The organism is Lacrimispora struthionigena (genome assembly GCF_048627165.1).
Classification (GTDB): Bacteria; Bacillota; Clostridia; order Lachnospirales; family Lachnospiraceae; genus Lacrimispora.
Genome location: NZ_JBMBWP010000001.1, coordinates 1392284 through 1412553, shown reverse-complemented (window position 1 = coordinate 1412553; position 20270 = coordinate 1392284). Strand labels below are relative to the sequence as shown.

The window sequence follows — 20270 nt, the reverse complement described above, 5'->3', positions numbered from 1 at the left end:
ATCGCTTTTATAAAACAAAGTGAAAACCTCAGAAATATGATTTCTGAGGCTTTTTTAGCCGGTTGGTCAAACATCACAGCTGATTTTTACTGATACATGCCAATCACTCCAAAATCATATGTTTTGTTATATTCAGGATTGCCTGAGATAAATTGAATATACACTGGTGCATGATCCAGATCAGGTTCTTTTTCAAACAAAAATCTGTCAGCCTGGCGTAATGCCTGAAGTGCAGTAGGCATTTCGTTATAGAATATCTTATTTCTTATGGATGGATCTCCGGTTACACCCTCACCATCAACAATCACAGAGCCAATTAAAGCAACTCCTTCATTATATAATTCCCAGGCAATTTTCACCTCGTCATGCATTTTGGTAAATTGATCCTCTGCATACTCAGGGGCTACAAACACAAACAGTTCTGCGGTTATATCTGAATGTGTAATCGTATATAATCTGCCCTTAACAGGCCCGTATGGTTCCATTATATCCCGATATTGTACAAATACCTTTTGAGAATTAAGCTTTTTCACCTTATAAACCTCTTTCAGCAACAGTCTCATTTATGGTATGCTTAAACACATAAATTTGTGATAATTATCAGTCAGCGCACAACGAAAGCCCCAGAGGTGTGAGCTCCAGGGCTTGCTTCATACTGTTTTTACTATGAGTGACTAAACATCATTGTGCTTAATGGACTTACGCTTGGCATTTTTATTCTTATTCTGATTTTCTCTTGTAAGAGGCGTCTGACCATTGCATTTTTCCATTCTGGCTTCCTTATTATCCGGCTGACTGTCTTTTGGCATAAACAGGCTCCTTTCATTTTTTAATTAGGATGTGTCATTTTCGGAATCCTATGTATGCCTGCCGGTTATTTATCTGCTCAGTATCTTTGTGATGCCTCCAATATACAGATGATGATAATCTTTATCTGCATAAAATTTGGTGTCTATTTCTGGAATGATAAAGTTCTCCGGCTTCATGTCTGTTACAAAGAGTTTCTCACAGATTAAAACTTTGGACGCTTCATCAATAAATGGCACACCGTCTTCATGATTTACTGTTACTCCAACCTTTTTTATCTTATCTTCGTCTCTTCCTGATACGCTGCCTAGATACCCCAGTTCTTTTGCATATGCTTTATGATCCAGAAACGAGAGGGAAAAATGATCAGCACCATCAACAAATTCTTTTGTAAAACGGCTCTGTCTGATGACAGCATAGGCAACACTTCTGTTCCATAAAATCCCAAGTCCGCCCCAGGAAGCCGTCATGGTATTTACCTTCCCGTCTTTTTCAGCAGTAATCAGCATCCATTCATCTCCAATTAAATGAAATGGATTGTAATCAAACTCTTTTGCAGTAATGGTTTGAAACGTGTTCATAAATTACCTCCTGATTTAATTGTTAATCAGCACCCTTTTCCATCAATAGAACAGGCATTTTGAACCGGTTGGGATTTGACATCATCTATAAAATCAGCGATATCAAAGGTCTGGGTTCCATCTTCCAGAATAAAGAGAGGAATTCCGATTCTGCCCTCTTCCTTAACCGGTTGAAACATCTCATCATGATCCCGGTGGCGGAGAAATTCTTTTAATGTTGCAGTATTCTCTGTAATATTCCTGTAATCCAGCTGGGCTGTGGTAAGTTCCCCCAGCTGAGCCTTTGCTGCTACACAATCTGGACAGATTTCTGTCCCATACATAATGATTTTCATTTGGATCTCCCTTTCTTTATAATGCAGTCATAATATCTGATGAGATCAGTATATCATAGAATCCGGTTTCTTTTCTTATTTTTTTACAACAATTCTCCGTACCGTTTTATATAGACTGTTTTTAAAACAGTGGCAAGCACCATATAGCAGACTACAATCAGCCCAAGCCATGCAAAATAGATTCCGGGCAGCCTTGCCAGCTTTAATGCCTGCGCCACAGGAGTGAATGGGATCATGGTAAGAAGTGCAATCCCTGCAAAGGAAAGGCATACCACCTGTTTGGAAGCCCAGCTCTGAATAAATGGTATTTTAGGTGTTCTGATCATATGAATAACCAGTGACTGGCTCCACATGGATTCGATAAACCAGCCCGCCTGAAACGTTGCGATAAAAAGAGCCTGCATTGCCGGATCCGTAATCTGATGGAACATAAGCCCGCCGCATACTGCCGGGCAGATGACAAAATACATCAGTAAATAAGTGGCTATGTCAAAAACAGAACTGGCAGGTCCTAACCAGACCATAAAACGTCCCACAGACGATGCATCCCATTTTCTTGGCTTTAACAGATATTCTCTGTCAACATTATCCCACGGTATCGCCGTGCAGGAAACATCATAAATCAGATTCAATAAAATCAGATGAATGGATGCCATAGGAAGAAAGGGAAGGAATGCACTGGCTGCCAGCACGGAAAACATATTTCCGAAGTTGGAGGAAGCCGTCATCTTTATATATTTTATCATATTGGCATAGGTCTTTCTGCCTTCTATAATTCCCGATTCCAGAACCATTAAGTCCTTATCAAGAAGAATCACATCTGCCGATTCTTTGGCGATATCCACTGCAGTATCAACCGAGATGCCCACATCCGATGCTTTCATGGCGGAAGCGTCATTAATCCCATCCCCCATGTAGCCCACCATGTGACCATTTTCTCTGAGAACTCTTACCACTCTGGCTTTCTGGGCCGGTGAAAGTTTGGCAAAGACAGTTATGCTCTCGGCTTTTTCTGCCAGGGTTTTGTCATCAAGATCATCAATCTCAGAGCCAAGAAGAAGCTCATTGACCGGAAGTCCCACCTGTCTGCAGATACAGCAGGTAACCTTCTCATTATCACCAGTCAGTATTTTCACATCCACACCATGCTCATGAAGTGCTTTGATTGCCTGGGCAGTGGTTTCTTTGGGCGGATCTAAAAAAGCCAGATATCCGATCAGTACCATATCCGTCTCATCGGAGACAGAAAACTGACCTTCCGGTGCCGGATTTGTCTTGTGAGCCACTGCGATTACACGCATTCCATCGGCATTGAGCTCATTGGATTTGGATAAAATAAATTCACGTATCTCTTCTGTAAGCGGTTCAACATTACCATTATATTCTGCAAAGGAGCAGCATTTGAGCATTTCTTCTACAGCTCCTTTTGTGATCAGCTGAGTCTTACCATTTAAATCCGATACCACCACACTCATACGGCGGCGGTTGAAATCAAAGGGAATCTCATCCACCTTGGTATATCCAGTTTCAAGATGACTGTTCTCAAGCTCACGGTTTTTTGAAATAATTGCCAGATCAATGAGGTTTTTAAGCCCTGTCTGATGATAGCTGTTTAAGAATGCGTGACGGAGAACTCTGTCATCCTCATTTCCATGGATATCAAGGTGATATTCCAAAACCACCTTATCCTGAGTCAGTGTTCCGGTTTTATCCGTACAGAGGATGTCTATGGAGCCTAAATTCTGTATTGCGTTTAAGTTTTTAATAATTACCTTTTTTCTGCTCATGGCAACCGCTCCGCGGGCAAGTGATGTGGTTACAATCATAGGCAGCATTTCAGGGGTCAGCCCCACTGCTATGGAGATGGCAAAAAGTGTGGCATCCAGCCAGTCACCTTTGGTAAATCCATTAATAAAAAGTACAATTGGCACCATAATGAGCATGAAACGGATCAGAACCCAGGAGACTGAATTCACTCCCCGTTCAAAACCGGTCATGGGCGGTTTCACCGTCAATTCCTTAGCAACCGTTCCAAGCACGGTATCATTTCCCACTGCAACTGCAACTGCTTTTGCGCTTCCACTGATTACGTTGGTTCCCATAAACGCCAGGTCCGTGATCTCAGTGAGCACCTTGGTATCTGCATGGTTAACTGCAAGCTTTTCCACCGGCTCACTCTCACCGGTCAGTGCGGACTGACTCACAAATAAGTCCTTGGAGTTTAGAATCCGTACATCTGCAGGCACCATATCTCCTGCTGAGAGATGTAAGATATCACCCACAACCACATCCTCTAAGGGAATCTCCTCCCTGCCGGCTTCTTTTCGCTCCACACAGGTGGTGGTGTGAATCATCTGAGAAAGTCTGGCTGCAGCGTTGCCGCTTCTTGTTTCCTGAACAAAGCGGAGAATTCCGGAGATCATTACCATGGTTGTGATAATGATCACGGTTGTATAGCTTTTATTCTGGGGTTCTGCATAAATAATATCGGTGAATACAGAGACCACAGTCAGGAGAAACAGGATTGAAGTAAATGGATTGACAAATGCAGCCCAGATCCGTTTCCATATGGAGTCTTTTTTTCCATGTGTAATCACATTGTTTCCATAGGTTTCTCTGGATTCCTCTGCCATTTCCTCTGTGAGTCCGTCCTCAAAGGTTCCCAATGCATTCAATACCTGTTTTGTATTTCCATCAGCAGCATGAATCAGTCTCTGTTTTGTTTCATTGTAACGGGAATGATCGGTCAAAAGTCCCCCATTCCTCTTTCTGTTTAAAATAATCTTCTTCATGGTTTCTACCTCCATAATTATAGTTTGTAATTTCAAAAATTATGGCGGCCAAGAGAAGCGTATTGAGTTCAGGAGCCTGGAGCAGACAAGTGTACGTCCTGTTCCAAATCACTCCTGCTGCTTCGCTTCCCGGGGGCCGCGCCGCTACTTCCGTCTGCATCCATTCTCCTCACCTCACTTTCAAAATAATTAAATAACCCAAAAACAGGCACAAAAAAACCACCATTATCAAAAAACGTGTTTTTGAGAATGATGGCCGTAATATCTGGCTGAACAGCACAACTAAGTAACAGGCAAAGACTGCCTGTCACCGATATCATATACTGCCATCATCCGTTTCATACAACTGTGATAATTACCACTATCCAAAACAGGCACATCCTTTCTTTTTAAAATTTAAAATAAAAAATTCCCGCATATTCGGAAAGAATATACGAGAATGTATTGACATTTTCTTATATTTTCGTATGAGTTTTAGCTTTACAGGGCAATGTAACTGTATTATGCTGCACCTTAATGTCGATGCAGCCTGTTCAAACCATCTCATTGTGTCTCCACAACTTTGCGGCAACAGCCCGTATCCCTGTAGTAGCCTCACCTACCGAATATTCGTCTTTATACTAGTTCAATTTGCCTCGTTTGTCAACCCCCTAAATCGTTTTTCATCCCATAAGCCATGCCTTAGCAGTAAAATCACCATCCATAAGCCCATATTCTTTTATAATTTTTTTATTCTGAAGGAAATCAAGGCTAATATCTTTGGAATTTTCAAATCTATGGGCGATTACTAACTGTTTATTGCAAAATTCCCGGATAACAAGCTGTTCTCCCTGTGGATTATTATAGCTTTTCGTACTGTTTTCATATTTTGTTGTTTTACCATATTTTATGATATCAGCTGCTTCTTTATAAAATTCCATTCCTGCCTCAATCACTTCCCACTGTTTTGCAGTAAGATCGTAGATATCACCGCTTAAGCACATTCTGCCTAAAAAAGTACTGATCATGGAATAATAGATTCTGTTAATGCTGTCACTGCTTCGCATAACTGCCCAAATCTGACTTTGGGACGGTTTTATAACTCTATGCATATTTGCTGCTATAATCGGTATTGCCGTTGTTTCATGTGCATCGGAAAAGCTGGCCTGGGATACCAGTTCCATCATGGATGGCTCAAGCCTGTGTCCCCCGCTGGAACAGTTTTCAATTACAATATCCGGAATCTCCCTTTTGATTTTTTTGAAAAATTCCTGGGTTGCACTGACTTTCTGTCTTAACCCTTCACCAAGGCTTTCGGCACCGTCACAGCCAATGCCGATGGTATCATTATAATCAATTTTAATATAGCCAAATCCGCATTCTTTCAGGGTTTTTATAACCGTATTATTTAAATACTCCATAACCCAGGGATCGGACATATCCCAAAAGCGTTTATCGCCCACAGTAAGTACTACACCATCTTTTTTCAGCAAATGTTCTGTATCGTCCCAGTGTTTTGACCGTCTGCCCACAGATTCCAGTTCAAACCAGAGGCCTGGTATCATCCCGCATTCCCTGATATGATCCGCAGCTTTTTTTAAGCCTCCCGGGAACTTTTCACAATTGACATCCCAGTCCCCAATGCTTTCCCACCAGCCATCATTTTTACCATACCAGCCGGAATCAATTACCAGGTACTTAACTGCCTTATCTTTTAACTTATTGCAGATTTTACTGATGTTTTCAAGGCCTGGGTTACCCCAGGTAGTACAATATTCATTAAACATGATACCCATATCCTGATCCAGTTCAGATACCTCAGGCTTTTGTGCCTTTACCAGTTTATCGCACACCTCATAGAGTGAATTTCCACTGGCAATGACTGCTTTGGGGGCAGTAAAGGTTTCTCCCGGCGCAATATTCTTAAACCAGTGTCCAAAGTCCCTGTCTGCAATACCACCCACAAGTGACAGAGTTTCATCCTCTTTACACAGGATCTCAATTTGCCAGGAAAAGGGTATGTATAACTGAACCGCCGTAAACTCATGTGTTTCACTGTTTTCCAGCGCTATAAAAGGAAAATACTTTCTCACTGGCATAGATCCTAAATTGCCAAATTTTTCAACCCGCATACCACATCTGTTCCAGGAGGGCTCTAAGTGCAGCTCCTCAATTGTTTCTGTCCTGAGTTTTCCTTCCGCACTCCAAAAGGATTGGAGTCTGTGAATTTTATCCGCTTTTATTCCCTTTAGAGCAAAGGATGAGAGCATTTCTAAAATTGCACTTTCAGTACCTTTATTCTCAAATGTAGTGCTTACCTCAACGGTATCGTCATTCATTACCATATCCAGTGTTACATACTGATTGGTACTGTTTTTATAAACAATTTTGTCATCCTTTTTAAGAATTCTTTCAAGTCCTCTTGTGGATTCACCTCCGCATAAAGTCAGGCCATTGGAAAATCCTCCGTTATGAGCATCTTTTCTAAGTTTCAGTTCTGCATAATATTCCATTGCCAATCTCCTTTCTCACAGCTTCCGGGCTTGTTCTCCATAGATTCCTTCTCCTGCCTTAACTTTATGCTAAGAGCTGTATTTCATAGATACCCTCACCATTACAGACTACCTTCTGCCCTTCATAAGTTACGTCTACCGTTTCCCCGGAAACGATCTTTGTAATGCTGTCAGGCTTTATAAAGCAGCATCTGTCGCCTTTTTCCACAAGAATACTGCCTGAAATAACCTCTCCGTCCTTCCAGGTAAGGGAAACGGTAAGGGCACCTTTGGCTTTTAGTCCGCTTATATGTCCGCAGTCCCAGGTTTTTGGCAGTGCGGGCAGGAACGTTAGCTCACCGTTTAAGCATTGCAGTAACATTTCCACAATTCCTGCCGTCCCGCCGAAATTTCCGTCAATTTGAAACGGAGGATGACAGTCAAAAAGATTGGGATAGGTTGATTTTGTCAGTAGATCCCTGATATTCTCTCCTGCTTTTTCACCGTCCCTGAGTCTGGCCCACATGGTAATAATCCAGGCTCTTGACCATCCGGTATGACCGCCGCCGTTCTTAAGACGTCTTTCTAGGGTCACCCTTGCAGCCTCCATTAATTCCGGCGTTCTTTCATAAGTTATCTGCTCAGAAGGATACAGCGCATACAGATGTGAGATATGACGGTGACCAGGTTCCATTTCCTCATAGTCTTCCGCCCATTCCATTAATTGTCCGTATTTACCAACTGACAGCTCCGGCAGACGGGGTAAAATTGTTTTTAGCCTATTTGTCAATTCATCCTCGCAGTCAGTGATATCTGCCCCTTTGATACAAGCCTCCAACAGGTCCCTGATAATCTCGGTATCCATGGACGGTCCGATACAAAGCTGCCCCTCTTCTCCGCTCTGATGGAGATAGGTATTTTCCGGCGATATGGAAGGTCCTGTTATCAGTTTCCCCTGATGGTTTTCAAATAGGTACTCTGATATAAAAAGACTGGCTTCCTTTATCAAATCCATATTCTCTCTCAGAAATTCCTGATCCAGCGTATATTCATAATGATTCCAGATATGAATGCAAAGCCAGGCTGCACCCATAGGCCAGATCGTAGACGACATGACTGCATCCTGGGGCGCGCAGTCTCCGAACAAATCCGTATTATGGTGTGCAACAAAACCGGGCAGACCGTACATATCCCTTGCAACCTTCTGACCATAGGGAAGCATTCTGCGGATTAATTGGAATAGGGGAAGGTGGCATTCCGATAAATTGCAGCTTTCTGCCGGCCAGTAATTCATTTCCGTGTTAATGTTAATTGTATATTTACTGCCCCATGCCGGATGCTCATTGCGGTTCCAGATGCCCTGTAAATTTGCCGGCTGTGATCCCGGTCTGCTGCTTGATATTAACAAATATCTGCCAAACTGGTAATACGCTGCAATCAGCTCCAGATCCTGCTCTCCCTCCTGCATGGCTTTCAGTCTTTCAGGAATCGTCTCTTCCACTTTTGCAGTATCCTGACCCAGCGAAAATTGAACGCGATTAAAGTAGCTTTGGTACTCCTTTCCATGCTCCGACTTTACAATCTCATAAGGCAGTTTAAGTACAGACTCCAGCTTTTCTCTGCACCAGACGGCCGGTTCTCCTTTATAGTAGTCACTTCGGATTGACAAATAGATCGTAAAGGAATCTGCTTCCTTCACGCGGATCTGGTCTCTGTGAATCTCCACGGTACCGCCTTCATTCTTAATTGCAGCCATGACGCAATAGCAGCAGCCCTCCCCGCCTTCCTTTACAGTCATGGATAGGATGTGGTCGGAGATTTTTTCAATTTTTTCTACATTGCTGCGAAAAAAAGTCAGAGTCAGGCAGCCATTTACCTTTTCTTCACCTTTACTCTCCTGATGGATGGCAATTACCTGATGTACGGCGCTGGCAAAATATTCCCTTTGGTACTCTATATCGTCAATTTCATATCCCATGGTTACAATTGCCTGATTTAAGTCAAGACACCTTATGTAATTCTGAAACTTCTGGCTCTCTTCATGAAACTCTAAAAAGATTTCACCGGCTGTACTGTAATTTCTCTGCTGGTCTGGAATTGGCATCATCGTATCACTGGCAAGCTTCGAAGCATCTGAGACCATGCCGTCTGACAGTAACTGTCGAATCTTAAGATAATTGTCTTTCGCTTCCGGATTCACACGGTTTCTGCCCCCGTTCCCATACCAGATGGTATCCTCATTCAGCTGTAATTTATCTATCTGAACTCCACCAAAAACCATAGCGCCCATGTTCCCGTTGCCAATGGGTGCTGCTTCATTCCAAATTTCTTCACTGTCAGGTCTGAATCTTTGGTACGGAACCGGTCTGTCATATAGTAAACGATTCTTCATAAGAATATCCTCCAGACTAAATTAAAGTAAACGATTGTAAAGACGCACTGCCTTCTCCACGATATGTAATATAAATTGGCCAGATCCCAGGAGGTTTTTATCTCAAACTGCCCCTGCAGTTGCCGCGTACTTTAATTATAACACTTTTCACTCCCTGACAGTCAAAATATTTAAATCCAGCAGTTGCCGTATCACACATATTCTGTATATAACCAGCTTCCTCATCCCCGTCTTTCCCGTCCTGCGTTATTTTGGGGAACCGGCTGTCCATCCACAGGCCTCCAAGGGGAGTATAAATTTCTGGGCCTTGGATTTTCTGAATAATTTAAAAGTTCTTTTTCCATTTTGTTTCATGACAGGTCTCCTTATGGAAAATATTATTTTTTTGTATGATGCAAATAGAAATAAAAAAGGAATGCTGCAAAATAAGTAAAGGAGATAGATTTCATGACTGTTTCTTAATGCTCTTTTTATAGTCAGCCACATATCATCTTATTTCCCGTTACTATAATGCAACACCCCTATTTATTGTTTTAAATTGATAGTCTCAAAACTTTATGTCACAGCATCGTTCATGATATTACCGAGCAGATTTCCATCCGTTTAAACACTATTATTACATAAAATAATAAAAACGTGTATATTCAATCCCTAATTTGTCATATACAATTTTTTAGAATTTCATCAAAGCCCATCTGTCCTTTACATATACATGGTTTCAAACATTCGGATTCCTGCTGCTGTTGCAAATATCTTCTTCCTGACATTCTCAACTGCCTCCCGGGACATCCCGTCTTCCCATGCATTGACAAGAAAATCAGCTTCCACTAGAATCTGATAATCCTCACCTTCTATATTTTTGTATGTATGATGGTGACCTACCAGCCAGCAAATCCGGTCAATCTCTTCCGGAGAATAATCAAGAGACGCAAGAAGTTTTCTTGCAATGGGCGGTCCCTCCAACTCCTGGTAATTACCTGCGCTGCTGTGATATTTTTCTTCACTTGCCTTAATGCCGATATCATGAACCACGCAGGCTGTTTCCAGTATCCGCTGCTTCTTGGCATCAAGCCCCTCTTCTTCTCCAATCAGCTTACCAAACTGGTATACTTTAATAAAATGCTGAATCCTCTTTGGATCCCCTTTATAATAATCCATCATTTTTTCAATCACATTGTTTATGGTATTCATCCGTTGAGAGCCCTCCTTATTTATTCTGTATTTATCTTACTGAGGCGGAGGGCATTTGTCAACGCAGAGAACCAGTTTCATCTTTTAATTATGGCTGATGTCAAATTCAAAGCTTTTTAAATCAGCCGTAAGCGCAGCATAATAGGTACCCCAGGTGCGTATGATAGTCAGCTCATAATCCTTTTTTAGTTTTACTTCCATATTTCCTTCCAATGCAAATGCCGGGTGAGTGTTTCTAAAACGCATCAGCTCAAAAAGCCGTTTCACAACCGGACGATCTGTCTCTTTTGCTATTTCTTCCAGGCTGTAGTAGTGGCGGTTAATGTCTCTGCCATTTTTCGTCTTTTCCATCAGCTCAATATCATTGGATCCGGCAAGCAGACCCACATAATATACCTGGGGAATTCCTGGTGCAAAAAACTGAATGGCTCTTGCCAGCAGATATGCATCGTCTCTGTCACCAAGTGCAGAATAATAGGTAGTGTTCACCTGATAAATATCCAGATTGTTATAAGCCGCTGTATTGTAGATCTTTTTTACATTGGCTCCCTTGGTAAACATTTTTTCTTTCGTCTCCTCAATCGCCTCATCAGGCATTAAGTCTCTGGCATCCACAATTCCGATTCCATCATGGGTATCCAGCGTGGTAAACTGCTTTTTCGGGGACATCTCAAGCCATCGTTTCAAATACACTCCGTTTCCTGTATAAAGCGCATTTAAAACCAGCACAGGAAGTGCAAAATCATAGATCCAGAAGCCCTGCTTTGCAATTTTCATCTGGATGGTATAATGCTCATGGATCTCCGGTAATATATCCACACCCTTTGGGGACACAACATCCTGAATATCATGAAGCAGCTCCCAGATATCCGGTTCCACAAAAAAACAGTTAGTATTTTTCTTTTTTACAGCATAGGCAAATGCATCCAGCCGAATAATGGATGCCCCATTCTCACACATGCCAGTTAACGATTTACGTATGAATTCCTTAGTTGTCTCTGTCCTTACATCCAGGTCAATCTGTTCCTCACAAAAGGTACACCAAACCTTTTCCACATCCCCATTTTTAAATGTAACCTCCGTATAGGGTGCCCGTGGCTTTCGTTTGTAAATTAAATCCACCTCTTCTTTGGTTGGTTCTCCCTGATCCCAGAATTCTTTATATCGTATAAACATTTCCTTATAATCAGAAAGCTCCTTTTTTTCCTCAAAATCCTTAAAATAATCAGAGTTTCTGGAAATATGATTTACCATAAAATCAAACATCAGGTAATAATCTTTGCTGATCCTCTTTATATCTTCAAATGTTCCAAATTCTCCATCCACCTGATCATAGCACAGAGGAGCAAAGCCTCTGTCTGCAGAAGAAGGAAAAAAAGGAAGAATGTGCACACCGCCTACCTCATTCTGCAGATAGGTGTGCAGAACTGTATCCAGTTCTTTTAAATTCCTGCCCAGACTGTCCGCATATGTAATTAACATGATCTTATTATTCAGTTCCATTCATCTAACTCCCATCTATTCACTTATCCTGATAGCCCTTAATGCATGAAGTTTTATATCTCCCATGATCCCGGAATACTCTATCTCCACAGATCCTGAAACGCTGTCACTTTCATTATCAGTCACAGCATATGTCAATCCTTCGCAGGCAAACACTTCAAACACATCCGTATCTGCATAAATCCTTAAATGATGCTCTTTTTCTTCTTTTAATGGTATTCTGTGTGGTCCCACTTTTATTTCAAGGCTATAAAGATCTATAGAAAACAGGGTTCCAAATACAGTCAGCTTTATATACGATTCACCTTTACCCATTATTTGTCTGGCGTCACTAATTGTCAGTTCTATCTCAAATGCCTGACCCTCACCAGAATAAAGGCTTGCAAAACATGGTGCCAAAGTCTCTTCTTTCTTATCCAGAACTTTACTGAATGTCTCACTTCTCAGCTTTGCCAGTTCCTTTGCCGGATTGATACAGATCCGGTATCCCTCAGTGGTTTTACTAAGCCCCAGCTCTCCAGGCAGGGACAAAATACCGGCGTAATTCCTGTCTTTTTTCACGCTGGTTATCCAGCTAAGCTGCAGAATGCGGTCACCTGTCCCTTTAAAAATCTGTGCTGCATATGGCCTTACAAAGTTTCGGTCAGCTTTGTTCTCCCCATTTGTGATTATGTTATAAAGCTGATACCTGGCAACGGTATCTCCCTCTTTATTCTTCTCTGCCTGAAAATACATACCGTCAAAATCTCCCAGACAGTAATATCCGTCTGCAGACCACAGAGCCCACTTCTTCCCCCCATCCCCTTCGCAGGTAAGTGGAAAAAAGTCCGGACATTCCCACATACCCGGTATGATAATTTCCTGCATCTTCTCCCAATGAATCAGATCCTTGGATCGAAAGAAACAGAAGGTATCATCAGAGATATAAAGCACCATAATATAAGAGCCGCTCTCTTCGTGATAGAACACCTTTGGATCTCTGTTTTCCTCATTGATATGAGGCAGAACAGATTCATTCAGCTTTTTCAGAGTTTTTCCATGATCGGTGCTTACCGCCAGTTTCTGGGTGAACTTATGCTCCTTAGACCAGTGGCTGCGTCCGCCAGCTGAAGTATAATAATACGCAATTGCATCCCCACCTAGTCCCAGGCAATTATTCTGATCCAAAATAGCTGTCCCGGAAAAAGCCGGTCCCTCTTCATCCGGAAACAGAACATCCTCCGTCTGTGTATAAGACAGAAAATCACGAGTACTGGTATGTGCCCAGTGCATGTTCTCCCACCTGACTCCGTAAGGATTATGCTGATGGTAAATGTGATAGACTCCATTGTCATAAATCAGCCCATTGGGATCATTGAGCCACCCAAATTCAGGCGCATAATGGATCAGGGGTCTTTTGGTTCCTGGATTTACTGGTTTTTTATCTCTTACCAGAATGTTCTCAAACCATTTTTCTTTGTAATCCCCTTCTATGGTCATGATAGCGCCCAGATACGCCGATGCATCAAACCATGCATAAAAATGTGGTTTATCTTCTCCGGTCTCAATACACATCTCCTGAATCTTAACGCCATTCGTATAAAAAGATACAATGGAATCTTTCGCTCCTGGTGTGATGGGAATCCACAGATATTTTCCTGTAATACGAATTGTCTTTTCCAACCTGCTGCCCTCTCTTTTTGTCATTTTTCTGTTAAAAAAGCCCTGCGTCACCAAATATGGAATCACAGGGCTGTCTTCTATGCCTTTACTGCTCCCGCTACAACACCGCTGATAATCTGCTTCTGCAATATCAGATATATAACAATGACTGGCAGTATGGTCAGCACCAGACCTGCCATGATTTTACCCAGATCGCTGGAATACGTACCATAAAAAGTATAAGTTGATAAGGGCAGCGTATATAGTTTCTTTTTTCCGAGTATCAGGCTGGGGAGAAGATAATCATTCCACAGCCATAAGACATCAAGGACAATCAAAGTTGCGGTAGTGGGCTTTAAAAGTGGAAAAACAATCTTAAAAAACAGCTGGTAAGGGGTGCAGCCATCAATAATCGCCGCTTCCTCCAGGGAAATGGGAACCCCGGAACGGATAAATCCATAATAGATAAATATCGCCAGACCCATACCAAATCCGATATTCATAAATATTAAAGTCGACCTCATATTCAGCATTCCAAACATATTCCCATAAATGGATATGAGGGGAATCATAATCGTCTGAAATGGAATTACCATAGCTGCCACAATCAGTGAAAAACTGAATTTTGCTGCAAAGGTTTTGGTTCTTGCAAAGAAGTAGGCTGCCATAGATGCAAACAGGACAATGAAAGCCACACTGACAAAGGTAATTAGCAAGGAGTTTCCAAATGCCCTTACATAGTTCATCTCCCGAAACGCCGAACTATAGTTATCAAAGGAAAAGCCTTTGGGGTCTACCAGCATAAGGGGATTCTTAATAATCGTAATCTTTCTTTTAAACGAATTGATCAGGATTAAGAAAAATGGAATCATGTATAAAATCAGCACCGCCGTTAATAAAACCAGCTTTATAAGGTTCATAAAAACTGCTTTTCTTCCGCCTACCACAGTTCTCCCTTTCGCCATTACGCTTCCACCTCCTTCTTCCTGCTTAAGTAATACTGGGTGACAGCCACAACTGCGACTACTGCGAAAAGCACCAGCGCCTCTGCCTGACCTAACCCGTACTGTTTGGATTTGAACGCCTTCTGATACACATGGAGAGCCGCCATAATCGTACTTCCATATGGTTCTCCACCTGTTAAGGATACGTTTAAATCATATACCATAAAGCATCTGGTCAGTGTTAAGAATGTACAGATGGAAAATGACTGAGCCATCATGGGTATCACGATGTGTCTGGTCCTCTGTGTATTGGTGCATCCATCAATACTGGCCGCTTCTATTAAATCCTTTGGTACTCCGACAAAGCCTGCAACGTAGATCAGCATCATATATCCCGAATACTGCCATACGGTAACCAGAATTAAAGCAAAGAACGCTTTTATGGGATCCGATAACCAGGAACTTTCAAACAGCGGCGCTGAAATGATCGCTCCGAAAGCAGTAAATGCTTTGGAAAACACAAACTTCCAGATAAATCCTAAAACAATCCCGCCGATTAAGTTTGGTGTAAAAAATCCTGCCCGGAAAAAGTTCTGACCTTTCAGCCCGCCAGTCAGTAAATATGCCAGCGCAAATGCAATCACCTGTACCAGGATTGTACTGATTGCCACGTAAGACAGGGTCAGTAACAATGCATTCCAAAATCCCCCATCCTGAAATACTGCTATGTAGTTGGTGATTCCGATCAGATGTTTTTTCTCTGAAATCCCATCCCAGTTGGTAAAGGTTAAATACACACCATAGATAAATGGAATGATGACTACTGCGAAGAAGAAAAACATTGCCGGACCCGCAAACATCATATATGTTTTTATTTTATTGGATATCGCATTTTTTTCCATAAAAGCGTTCCTTCCCTATCCCCTATTTCTTGGATTTCCAATAGCCCTCTAAGTCAGCTGCAAGGCCGGCCCGGTCTGTTTTCCCTCCCAGATATTTCTGTACAAAACCACCGCATACAGACCAGTGATCTCCAGGCAGTCCGTTATACTGATCAAAGGTCAGCCCTGCATCAGCGTAAGCCTTTAATGCCTGCCCCAGCTTATTGTCAGGGGAAGCGTTGAAGGTACTAAAGCATGGTACTGCAAGAATCTGGTTTGCCACAATATCCTGGGCTGTCTTATCATAGACCAGCCAGTTTAAAAAGTCTTTCGCAGCCTGGATCTGTTCCGGAGAAGCGTTTTTGTCAATCATGATCTGTTTGGAACCAACCGCATTGACCAGAGTGTTGAACTTATCGTCCTTTGTATTCTGAACAACAGGAAGCATTCCAAACTCAGAACTGGAATCTGCAAATCCGGATACAACTTCCCATACCCAGTTACCGTTAAACCAGAATGCAACGTCGCCTTCTGCAAAATAAGCATTATCCGTATCGTAATCAGCCGCAAGAGGATCTTTTCCATTAATGTTATATTTCATAAGCACATCAAAGGTATCAAACAGGCTGTTGAATCTTGCGTTGTCAGCCAGCTTTGCAGATCCATCCTTTAACGAACCGATGAGACCTTCTGCTCCTTTGGAAGTTCCGTCCTGTTCTTCATACATAAGTCCCAGATAATGAGCTCCCAGTGACCAGTCCTCTTTGGAGATACAAACCGGTTTTTCCATTCCTGCAGCAACCAGTTCATCACAGATTGCTTTAAAATCATCAAGATTTTTTATGGATTTCTCATCAAAATCCTTTTCCAACGTCTTTTCGATGGCGGTTCTGTTAAATAAAAGTCCTCTGCCTTCCAGACTGAATGGGAATCCATACAGCTTTCCGCCAACCTTTACACCGTATTTATCTCCTCCGTCGGCCACCCATTTTTCCCCATCTAACGGGAGGGCCTTTTGTTCTGCTAAAGCAACAATATCATTGCAGTCCATGATGGCAAGTGTAGGAGCATCTCCTGCTGCATATCTTTTCTGAATTGCCTCGTAGGGAGAATCTCCCTCTGAAATAGAAGTCATCTCCACCGTAACTCCGGTTTTTTTCTTATAATCCTCAAACGCCGGTTCAAAAAATTTCTCCATGCCTGCTTTCGTGTTTAAAATGGTGATAGTGACTCCATTTGCCGCAGTTCCTGCGCTTTGGGATGATTCTGCTTTGTTCCCTTCTGTGCTTCCTGCTGCCGTTGTGCCTGCGTCCCCCTCAAGCGTCTTGCTTCCGCCGTTACATCCTGCTGCAGTAAGCATCATAACAGCTGCCAATCCCAATGAAAGAACCTGATTTCGTTTCATTCCAATACCTCCCTGATATTCTGATTTTCCGCAATATCTGCTTCCTGATGAAAGCGTATTTACGTATGCTGTAACCTGAGTATATTCCTCTCCGCGCTCCATGTCAACCGCTTGACATATTTTTGTCTTATCTACAAATTTTTCATTCTATTTTTTGTGCATTTTGCTCAAATATTCATTGTAATATATATGATATATGTTTTATTATTCATTTTAAAGTGCTTATTTTATAAGTCAATCGCTTATAATATTTTATTCTACATTCGACAACAAAAAATGACACTGGCTTTTACGTTCCAGTGTCATTTTTATTTATGTGGAATTTCTTTTTACAAGTGTTACCGGCAGCTTAAACTGTTCCGGAACTGCTTCATGATCCAGACTCCTCTGTATAAACTCGATGGCCCATTCCGCCATCTCTCTGACCGGCTGTCTGATGGTGGTAATTGTGGGAGTTGTCAGTCTGGCAATATCCACATCGTCAAAACCAACCAGCCGGATCTGTCCGGGTATGGATATCTTCATCTCAGCGCAGATCTGAATGGTCTGGGCAGCAATCAGATCACTGCTGGCAAAAATACCGTCTACGAAAGGATCTTCCTCAATGGCTTTTCTGATGTGCTCATGATAATCCAGAGTATTGTAAATGGTGCTGGTAGCCATCACTTCCCGGTGATGGACTCCGTGCTTTTCACAAACAGCAATAAATCCTTCCGCTCTGGCATCCGCCGGCATGTTTTCATTTTTAATTCCGCTTAAATGGAGCAGATTCTTACATCCTAAGGATATTAAATGTTCCGTCGCCAGACAGCCTCCCTGATAGTTGTCGCACTGAATTCCCACTGTTCCGGCTTCTAAGTTACGCTCTATGGTAATGACCGGAATGTCTAAATTCTTCATCTCTTCAATATCCACGTTTCGGCTGCACAGTACAATCCCGGATACCCGGTTGCTCTTACACATCTGGATGTATTCCAGTTCCTTTTCATTCTTTGCTTTGGAATTACAAAGCAATATTTTATAGCCTTTGTTGGCAGCTGCGTTTTCTAAGTTGCTGATGAGCTTGGCAAAATACGGGTGGACTATGTGAGGGACAATAATTCCGATGGTATTGGTTCTTTGCATGGAAAGAGACCGTGCCAGTTCATTGGGCTGATAATTAAGCTCCTTCATAACATCGTAAACTTTTTTTCTCGTCTGTTCACTGATATAGCCCCGGTTATTAATGACTCTTGAGACAGTGGTGACCGTAACTTCTGCCCGTTCTGCCACATCTTTAAGGGTTGCCATTGGTCAATCTCCTCCCGCCGTCTTTTATTCTGAAAATAAATTTTGGATTCAGTATACCATATTGCCCGGCTATGGTCTAGTACAATCCCGGAAAACACATTTTACTTCTGCTATCTCTATGCCTGATGTTTTCTAATGCGGACAGCCATATATTCCTTCCCGGGCAGCTCCACTTTAAATTTCCCCTTAAATGTTCCCCTGTTCTCAATAACCATATCCCATGTATCGATAACTTCCACATCAAATTCTGTTGTGTCATCAAAATAAAATTCCCGGAAGGAAGGTCTGTTAAAACCATAGTAATATAAATAATAGCTGACACGTTCCACAGTTGCGCAAACCTCGTCCCAGGCCTGTTTTAACGGTGTGAGCCCATACCCCGGTGTTTCTGATAAGATCTGATAGAGAAACTTCAGTCTGTCAGGACTTTCTCCGTGTAAGACACCGCCGTGAGACCACCACAGGATGTCTTTTGGATTCATATAAGTTTCTCCATGACCGGCGTATCCCCCTCTTAAGCTGGCTTCCCAGAATCTTCGAACCAGTTCCTTACCGCTTATATTTCCCCAGCCATGCTGAATGTTTCCTTCATAGGCTATCTCATCCAGCACCACCGGCTTTTGGTACCTCTCTCTCCATTCATCCACGTACTCCGCCGTTTTATAAACATCCTGCCTCTGTATGCTGCAGTGGGTAATCCATGGTCTGGTATAATCATAAAAAGCCATGCAGTTATGAATGGATCTCAAGTGATTGTATTTGTCCTTCCTGCAAATGATCTCTGCATAATTTTCCCAGTCCTCCACGGACTTTTGAGGCATAAGATCATACTCATTGGCAAGTGACCACCAGACATTCCTGTATGCAGAAAATCTGGCAATTACGTAGTTCCAGTATTGTTCATCCTGTTCTCTGTCCATAAGGCTGAATCCCCACCGATCGTAAGGATGCATAACAATTAAATCCGCTTCTATAGAAAGATCTCTCAGCTGTCTGATACATTGTTCAATATGCCGGAAATGATCCGGATTAAAACGGAAATAATCCCACTGGTTTCCTTCTGCCCTTCCATTAAACTCCATAAAATTATCACTGGTTAATTTTGTACTGTCGCAGGGAGTTCCTATGTATGGATAAGAGATCGGTTCGTTTAAATTGTAATCATAATGTTTCGGTAAAATACAGAAACGAATTTTGTTAAATGCGCTCTTCTTAAGAGTTTCAAGAGTCTGTTTCTGTAATTCTTCTGATTGCAGCTCCCAAACATAACAGGTCGTTCCTATGGAATAATAGGGAGCTCCGTCTTCATAGGCAAAATGATAGGTATTCGCTACATGAACAGGTCCACGATTGTTACCAGAAGCAGGAAGTACTAAAAAGGTTCCTTCCCATGTTTTCTCAGAAAAACTTCCGCAAATTAAAAATTTATAATTCCCCTCAAAAGAAGGCATGAACCGAACCACATAATTTCCGTCTCCATCGTAAAAACCATCCACTGTTTTGCATTCATGATCGCCGGTAAAGGTTCCGTGAATCTCGTAATCCACAAATGGATTTCTATCGGTGTGCCCGGAACAGGTAATTTCCCAGGTATCCCATTTTTCAAGTCTTTGAATAAATTCTGTCATATCTATTCCCCCATATGCATTTGTGAAAGAAACGTTCCCTTTTTATTATATTCGATTGTACAACCATCAGCAATACATATAATAATTACCAGACTATTAAAAACGAGGCATATATTCATATGCCTCGTTTTATCACATTACCATTAATCCTCATTCTTATTTCCTGTTTTGTAATCGTCTCTTGCCCAGTTTGGCGCATTGACGGGACCTGCTTTTTCACTGCTGTTTTTTGCAGCTCCCTGAATCTCAGGAACCTTGGCCTGTTCATTCTTAGGATGATGCATTTTTTCGTGATTTTCCGTTCCATGATTTTTGGGATCATAAGGACTTGGTCTTCTCATTCCTGCTTTTGCCATTTTCTTACCTCCTGTATGACATTAGTTTCTGTAGTCATCAGGAAAATATACGG

Annotated in this window: 17 protein-coding genes and 1 riboswitch; all 17 genes read right to left on the bottom strand. The window is 42.0% G+C overall.

Annotated features, from left to right (window positions below):
• Positions 1-86: 86 nt before the first annotated feature.
• Entirely contained in the window at positions 87-533 is a 447-nt protein-coding gene (locus ACOAOT_RS06380) for a staygreen family protein (protein WP_277407107.1), read from the bottom strand.
• A 141-nt stretch (positions 534-674) separates the two neighbouring features.
• Positions 675-809, bottom strand: a complete 135-nt coding sequence (locus ACOAOT_RS06375; RefSeq protein WP_277407106.1) for a hypothetical protein — start codon at positions 807-809, stop codon at positions 675-677.
• Positions 810-878: 69 nt separating this feature from the next.
• Positions 879-1388 carry a flavin reductase gene (locus ACOAOT_RS06370; protein ID WP_420216228.1) on the bottom strand — a complete coding sequence of 170 codons (510 nt, stop codon included), beginning with the start codon at positions 1386-1388 and terminating at the stop codon, positions 879-881.
• A 26-nt stretch (positions 1389-1414) separates the two neighbouring features.
• Entirely contained in the window at positions 1415-1723 is a 309-nt protein-coding gene (locus tag ACOAOT_RS06365) for a hypothetical protein (protein WP_420216227.1), read from the bottom strand.
• Between the two features lie 83 nt (positions 1724-1806).
• Positions 1807-4515, bottom strand: coding sequence for a magnesium-translocating P-type ATPase (gene mgtA / locus ACOAOT_RS06360; protein WP_420216226.1), 2709 nt, complete (start codon positions 4513-4515; stop codon positions 1807-1809).
• A gap of 453 nt (positions 4516-4968) precedes the next feature.
• Positions 4969-5128: riboswitch (M-box (ykoK) riboswitch) on the bottom strand.
• 49 nt (positions 5129-5177) lie between these two features.
• Positions 5178-7007: a glycoside hydrolase family 36 protein gene (locus tag ACOAOT_RS06355; protein WP_420216225.1), complete on the bottom strand. Its 1830-nt coding sequence runs from the start codon at positions 7005-7007 to the stop codon at positions 5178-5180.
• A 64-nt stretch (positions 7008-7071) separates the two neighbouring features.
• Positions 7072-9378 (bottom strand): glycoside hydrolase family 95 protein, encoded by a 2307-nt coding sequence (locus ACOAOT_RS06350; protein WP_420216224.1) that lies wholly within the window; start codon positions 9376-9378, stop codon positions 7072-7074.
• Between the two features lie 97 nt (positions 9379-9475).
• The gene (locus ACOAOT_RS06345; protein WP_420216223.1) at positions 9476-9649 is read right to left on the bottom strand and encodes a hypothetical protein; all 174 of its coding nucleotides are present in this window, start codon (positions 9647-9649) and stop codon (positions 9476-9478) included.
• 431 nt (positions 9650-10080) lie between these two features.
• Positions 10081-10569 carry an HD domain-containing protein gene (locus ACOAOT_RS06340; protein WP_420216222.1) on the bottom strand — a complete coding sequence of 163 codons (489 nt, stop codon included), beginning with the start codon at positions 10567-10569 and terminating at the stop codon, positions 10081-10083.
• Between the two features lie 84 nt (positions 10570-10653).
• Positions 10654-12072 (bottom strand): sucrose phosphorylase, encoded by a 1419-nt coding sequence (gene gtfA, locus ACOAOT_RS06335; protein ID WP_420216221.1) that lies wholly within the window; start codon positions 12070-12072, stop codon positions 10654-10656.
• Positions 12073-12087: 15 nt separating this feature from the next.
• Positions 12088-13734, bottom strand: coding sequence for a glycoside hydrolase family 32 protein (locus ACOAOT_RS06330; protein WP_420216220.1), 1647 nt, complete (start codon positions 13732-13734; stop codon positions 12088-12090).
• A 77-nt stretch (positions 13735-13811) separates the two neighbouring features.
• Positions 13812-14678 carry a carbohydrate ABC transporter permease gene (locus tag ACOAOT_RS06325; RefSeq protein ID WP_420216219.1) on the bottom strand — a complete coding sequence of 289 codons (867 nt, stop codon included), beginning with the start codon at positions 14676-14678 and terminating at the stop codon, positions 13812-13814.
• Positions 14678-15559, bottom strand: coding sequence for a carbohydrate ABC transporter permease (locus tag ACOAOT_RS06320; protein ID WP_420216218.1), 882 nt, complete (start codon positions 15557-15559; stop codon positions 14678-14680). The genes ACOAOT_RS06325 and ACOAOT_RS06320 overlap by 1 nt, the downstream gene beginning before the upstream one ends.
• 22 nt (positions 15560-15581) lie before the next feature.
• Positions 15582-16943, bottom strand: coding sequence for an ABC transporter substrate-binding protein (locus tag ACOAOT_RS06315; protein WP_420216217.1), 1362 nt, complete (start codon positions 16941-16943; stop codon positions 15582-15584).
• Positions 16944-17255: 312 nt separating this feature from the next.
• Entirely contained in the window at positions 17256-18233 is a 978-nt protein-coding gene (locus tag ACOAOT_RS06310) for a LacI family DNA-binding transcriptional regulator (RefSeq protein WP_420216216.1), read from the bottom strand.
• Between the two features lie 116 nt (positions 18234-18349).
• Positions 18350-19861: a DUF5605 domain-containing protein gene (locus ACOAOT_RS06305; RefSeq protein WP_420216215.1), complete on the bottom strand. Its 1512-nt coding sequence runs from the start codon at positions 19859-19861 to the stop codon at positions 18350-18352.
• A gap of 143 nt (positions 19862-20004) precedes the next feature.
• Entirely contained in the window at positions 20005-20217 is a 213-nt protein-coding gene (locus ACOAOT_RS06300) for a hypothetical protein (RefSeq protein ID WP_420216214.1), read from the bottom strand.
• Positions 20218-20270 lie beyond the last annotated feature (53 nt).

Coding starts and splice junctions, on each gene's coding strand:
- ACOAOT_RS06375 (WP_277407106.1), bottom strand. CDS start 809: ATGCCAAAAGACAGTCAGCCGGATAATAAGGAAGCCAGAATGGAAAAA.
- ACOAOT_RS06370 (WP_420216228.1), bottom strand. CDS start 1,388: ATGAACACGTTTCAAACCATTACTGCAAAAGAGTTTGATTACAATCCA.
- ACOAOT_RS06365 (WP_420216227.1), bottom strand. CDS start 1,723: ATGAAAATCATTATGTATGGGACAGAAATCTGTCCAGATTGTGTAGCA.
- mgtA (WP_420216226.1), bottom strand. CDS start 4,515: ATGAAGAAGATTATTTTAAACAGAAAGAGGAATGGGGGACTTTTGACC.
- ACOAOT_RS06355 (WP_420216225.1), bottom strand. CDS start 7,007: ATGGAATATTATGCAGAACTGAAACTTAGAAAAGATGCTCATAACGGA.
- ACOAOT_RS06350 (WP_420216224.1), bottom strand. CDS start 9,378: ATGAAGAATCGTTTACTATATGACAGACCGGTTCCGTACCAAAGATTC.
- ACOAOT_RS06345 (WP_420216223.1), bottom strand. CDS start 9,649: ATGGACAGCCGGTTCCCCAAAATAACGCAGGACGGGAAAGACGGGGAT.
- ACOAOT_RS06340 (WP_420216222.1), bottom strand. CDS start 10,569: ATGAATACCATAAACAATGTGATTGAAAAAATGATGGATTATTATAAA.
- gtfA (WP_420216221.1), bottom strand. CDS start 12,072: ATGGAACTGAATAATAAGATCATGTTAATTACATATGCGGACAGTCTG.
- ACOAOT_RS06325 (WP_420216219.1), bottom strand. CDS start 14,678: ATGGCGAAAGGGAGAACTGTGGTAGGCGGAAGAAAAGCAGTTTTTATG.
- ACOAOT_RS06320 (WP_420216218.1), bottom strand. CDS start 15,559: ATGGAAAAAAATGCGATATCCAATAAAATAAAAACATATATGATGTTT.
- ACOAOT_RS06315 (WP_420216217.1), bottom strand. CDS start 16,943: ATGAAACGAAATCAGGTTCTTTCATTGGGATTGGCAGCTGTTATGATG.
- ACOAOT_RS06310 (WP_420216216.1), bottom strand. CDS start 18,233: ATGGCAACCCTTAAAGATGTGGCAGAACGGGCAGAAGTTACGGTCACC.
- ACOAOT_RS06305 (WP_420216215.1), bottom strand. CDS start 19,861: ATGACAGAATTTATTCAAAGACTTGAAAAATGGGATACCTGGGAAATT.
- ACOAOT_RS06300 (WP_420216214.1), bottom strand. CDS start 20,217: ATGGCAAAAGCAGGAATGAGAAGACCAAGTCCTTATGATCCCAAAAAT.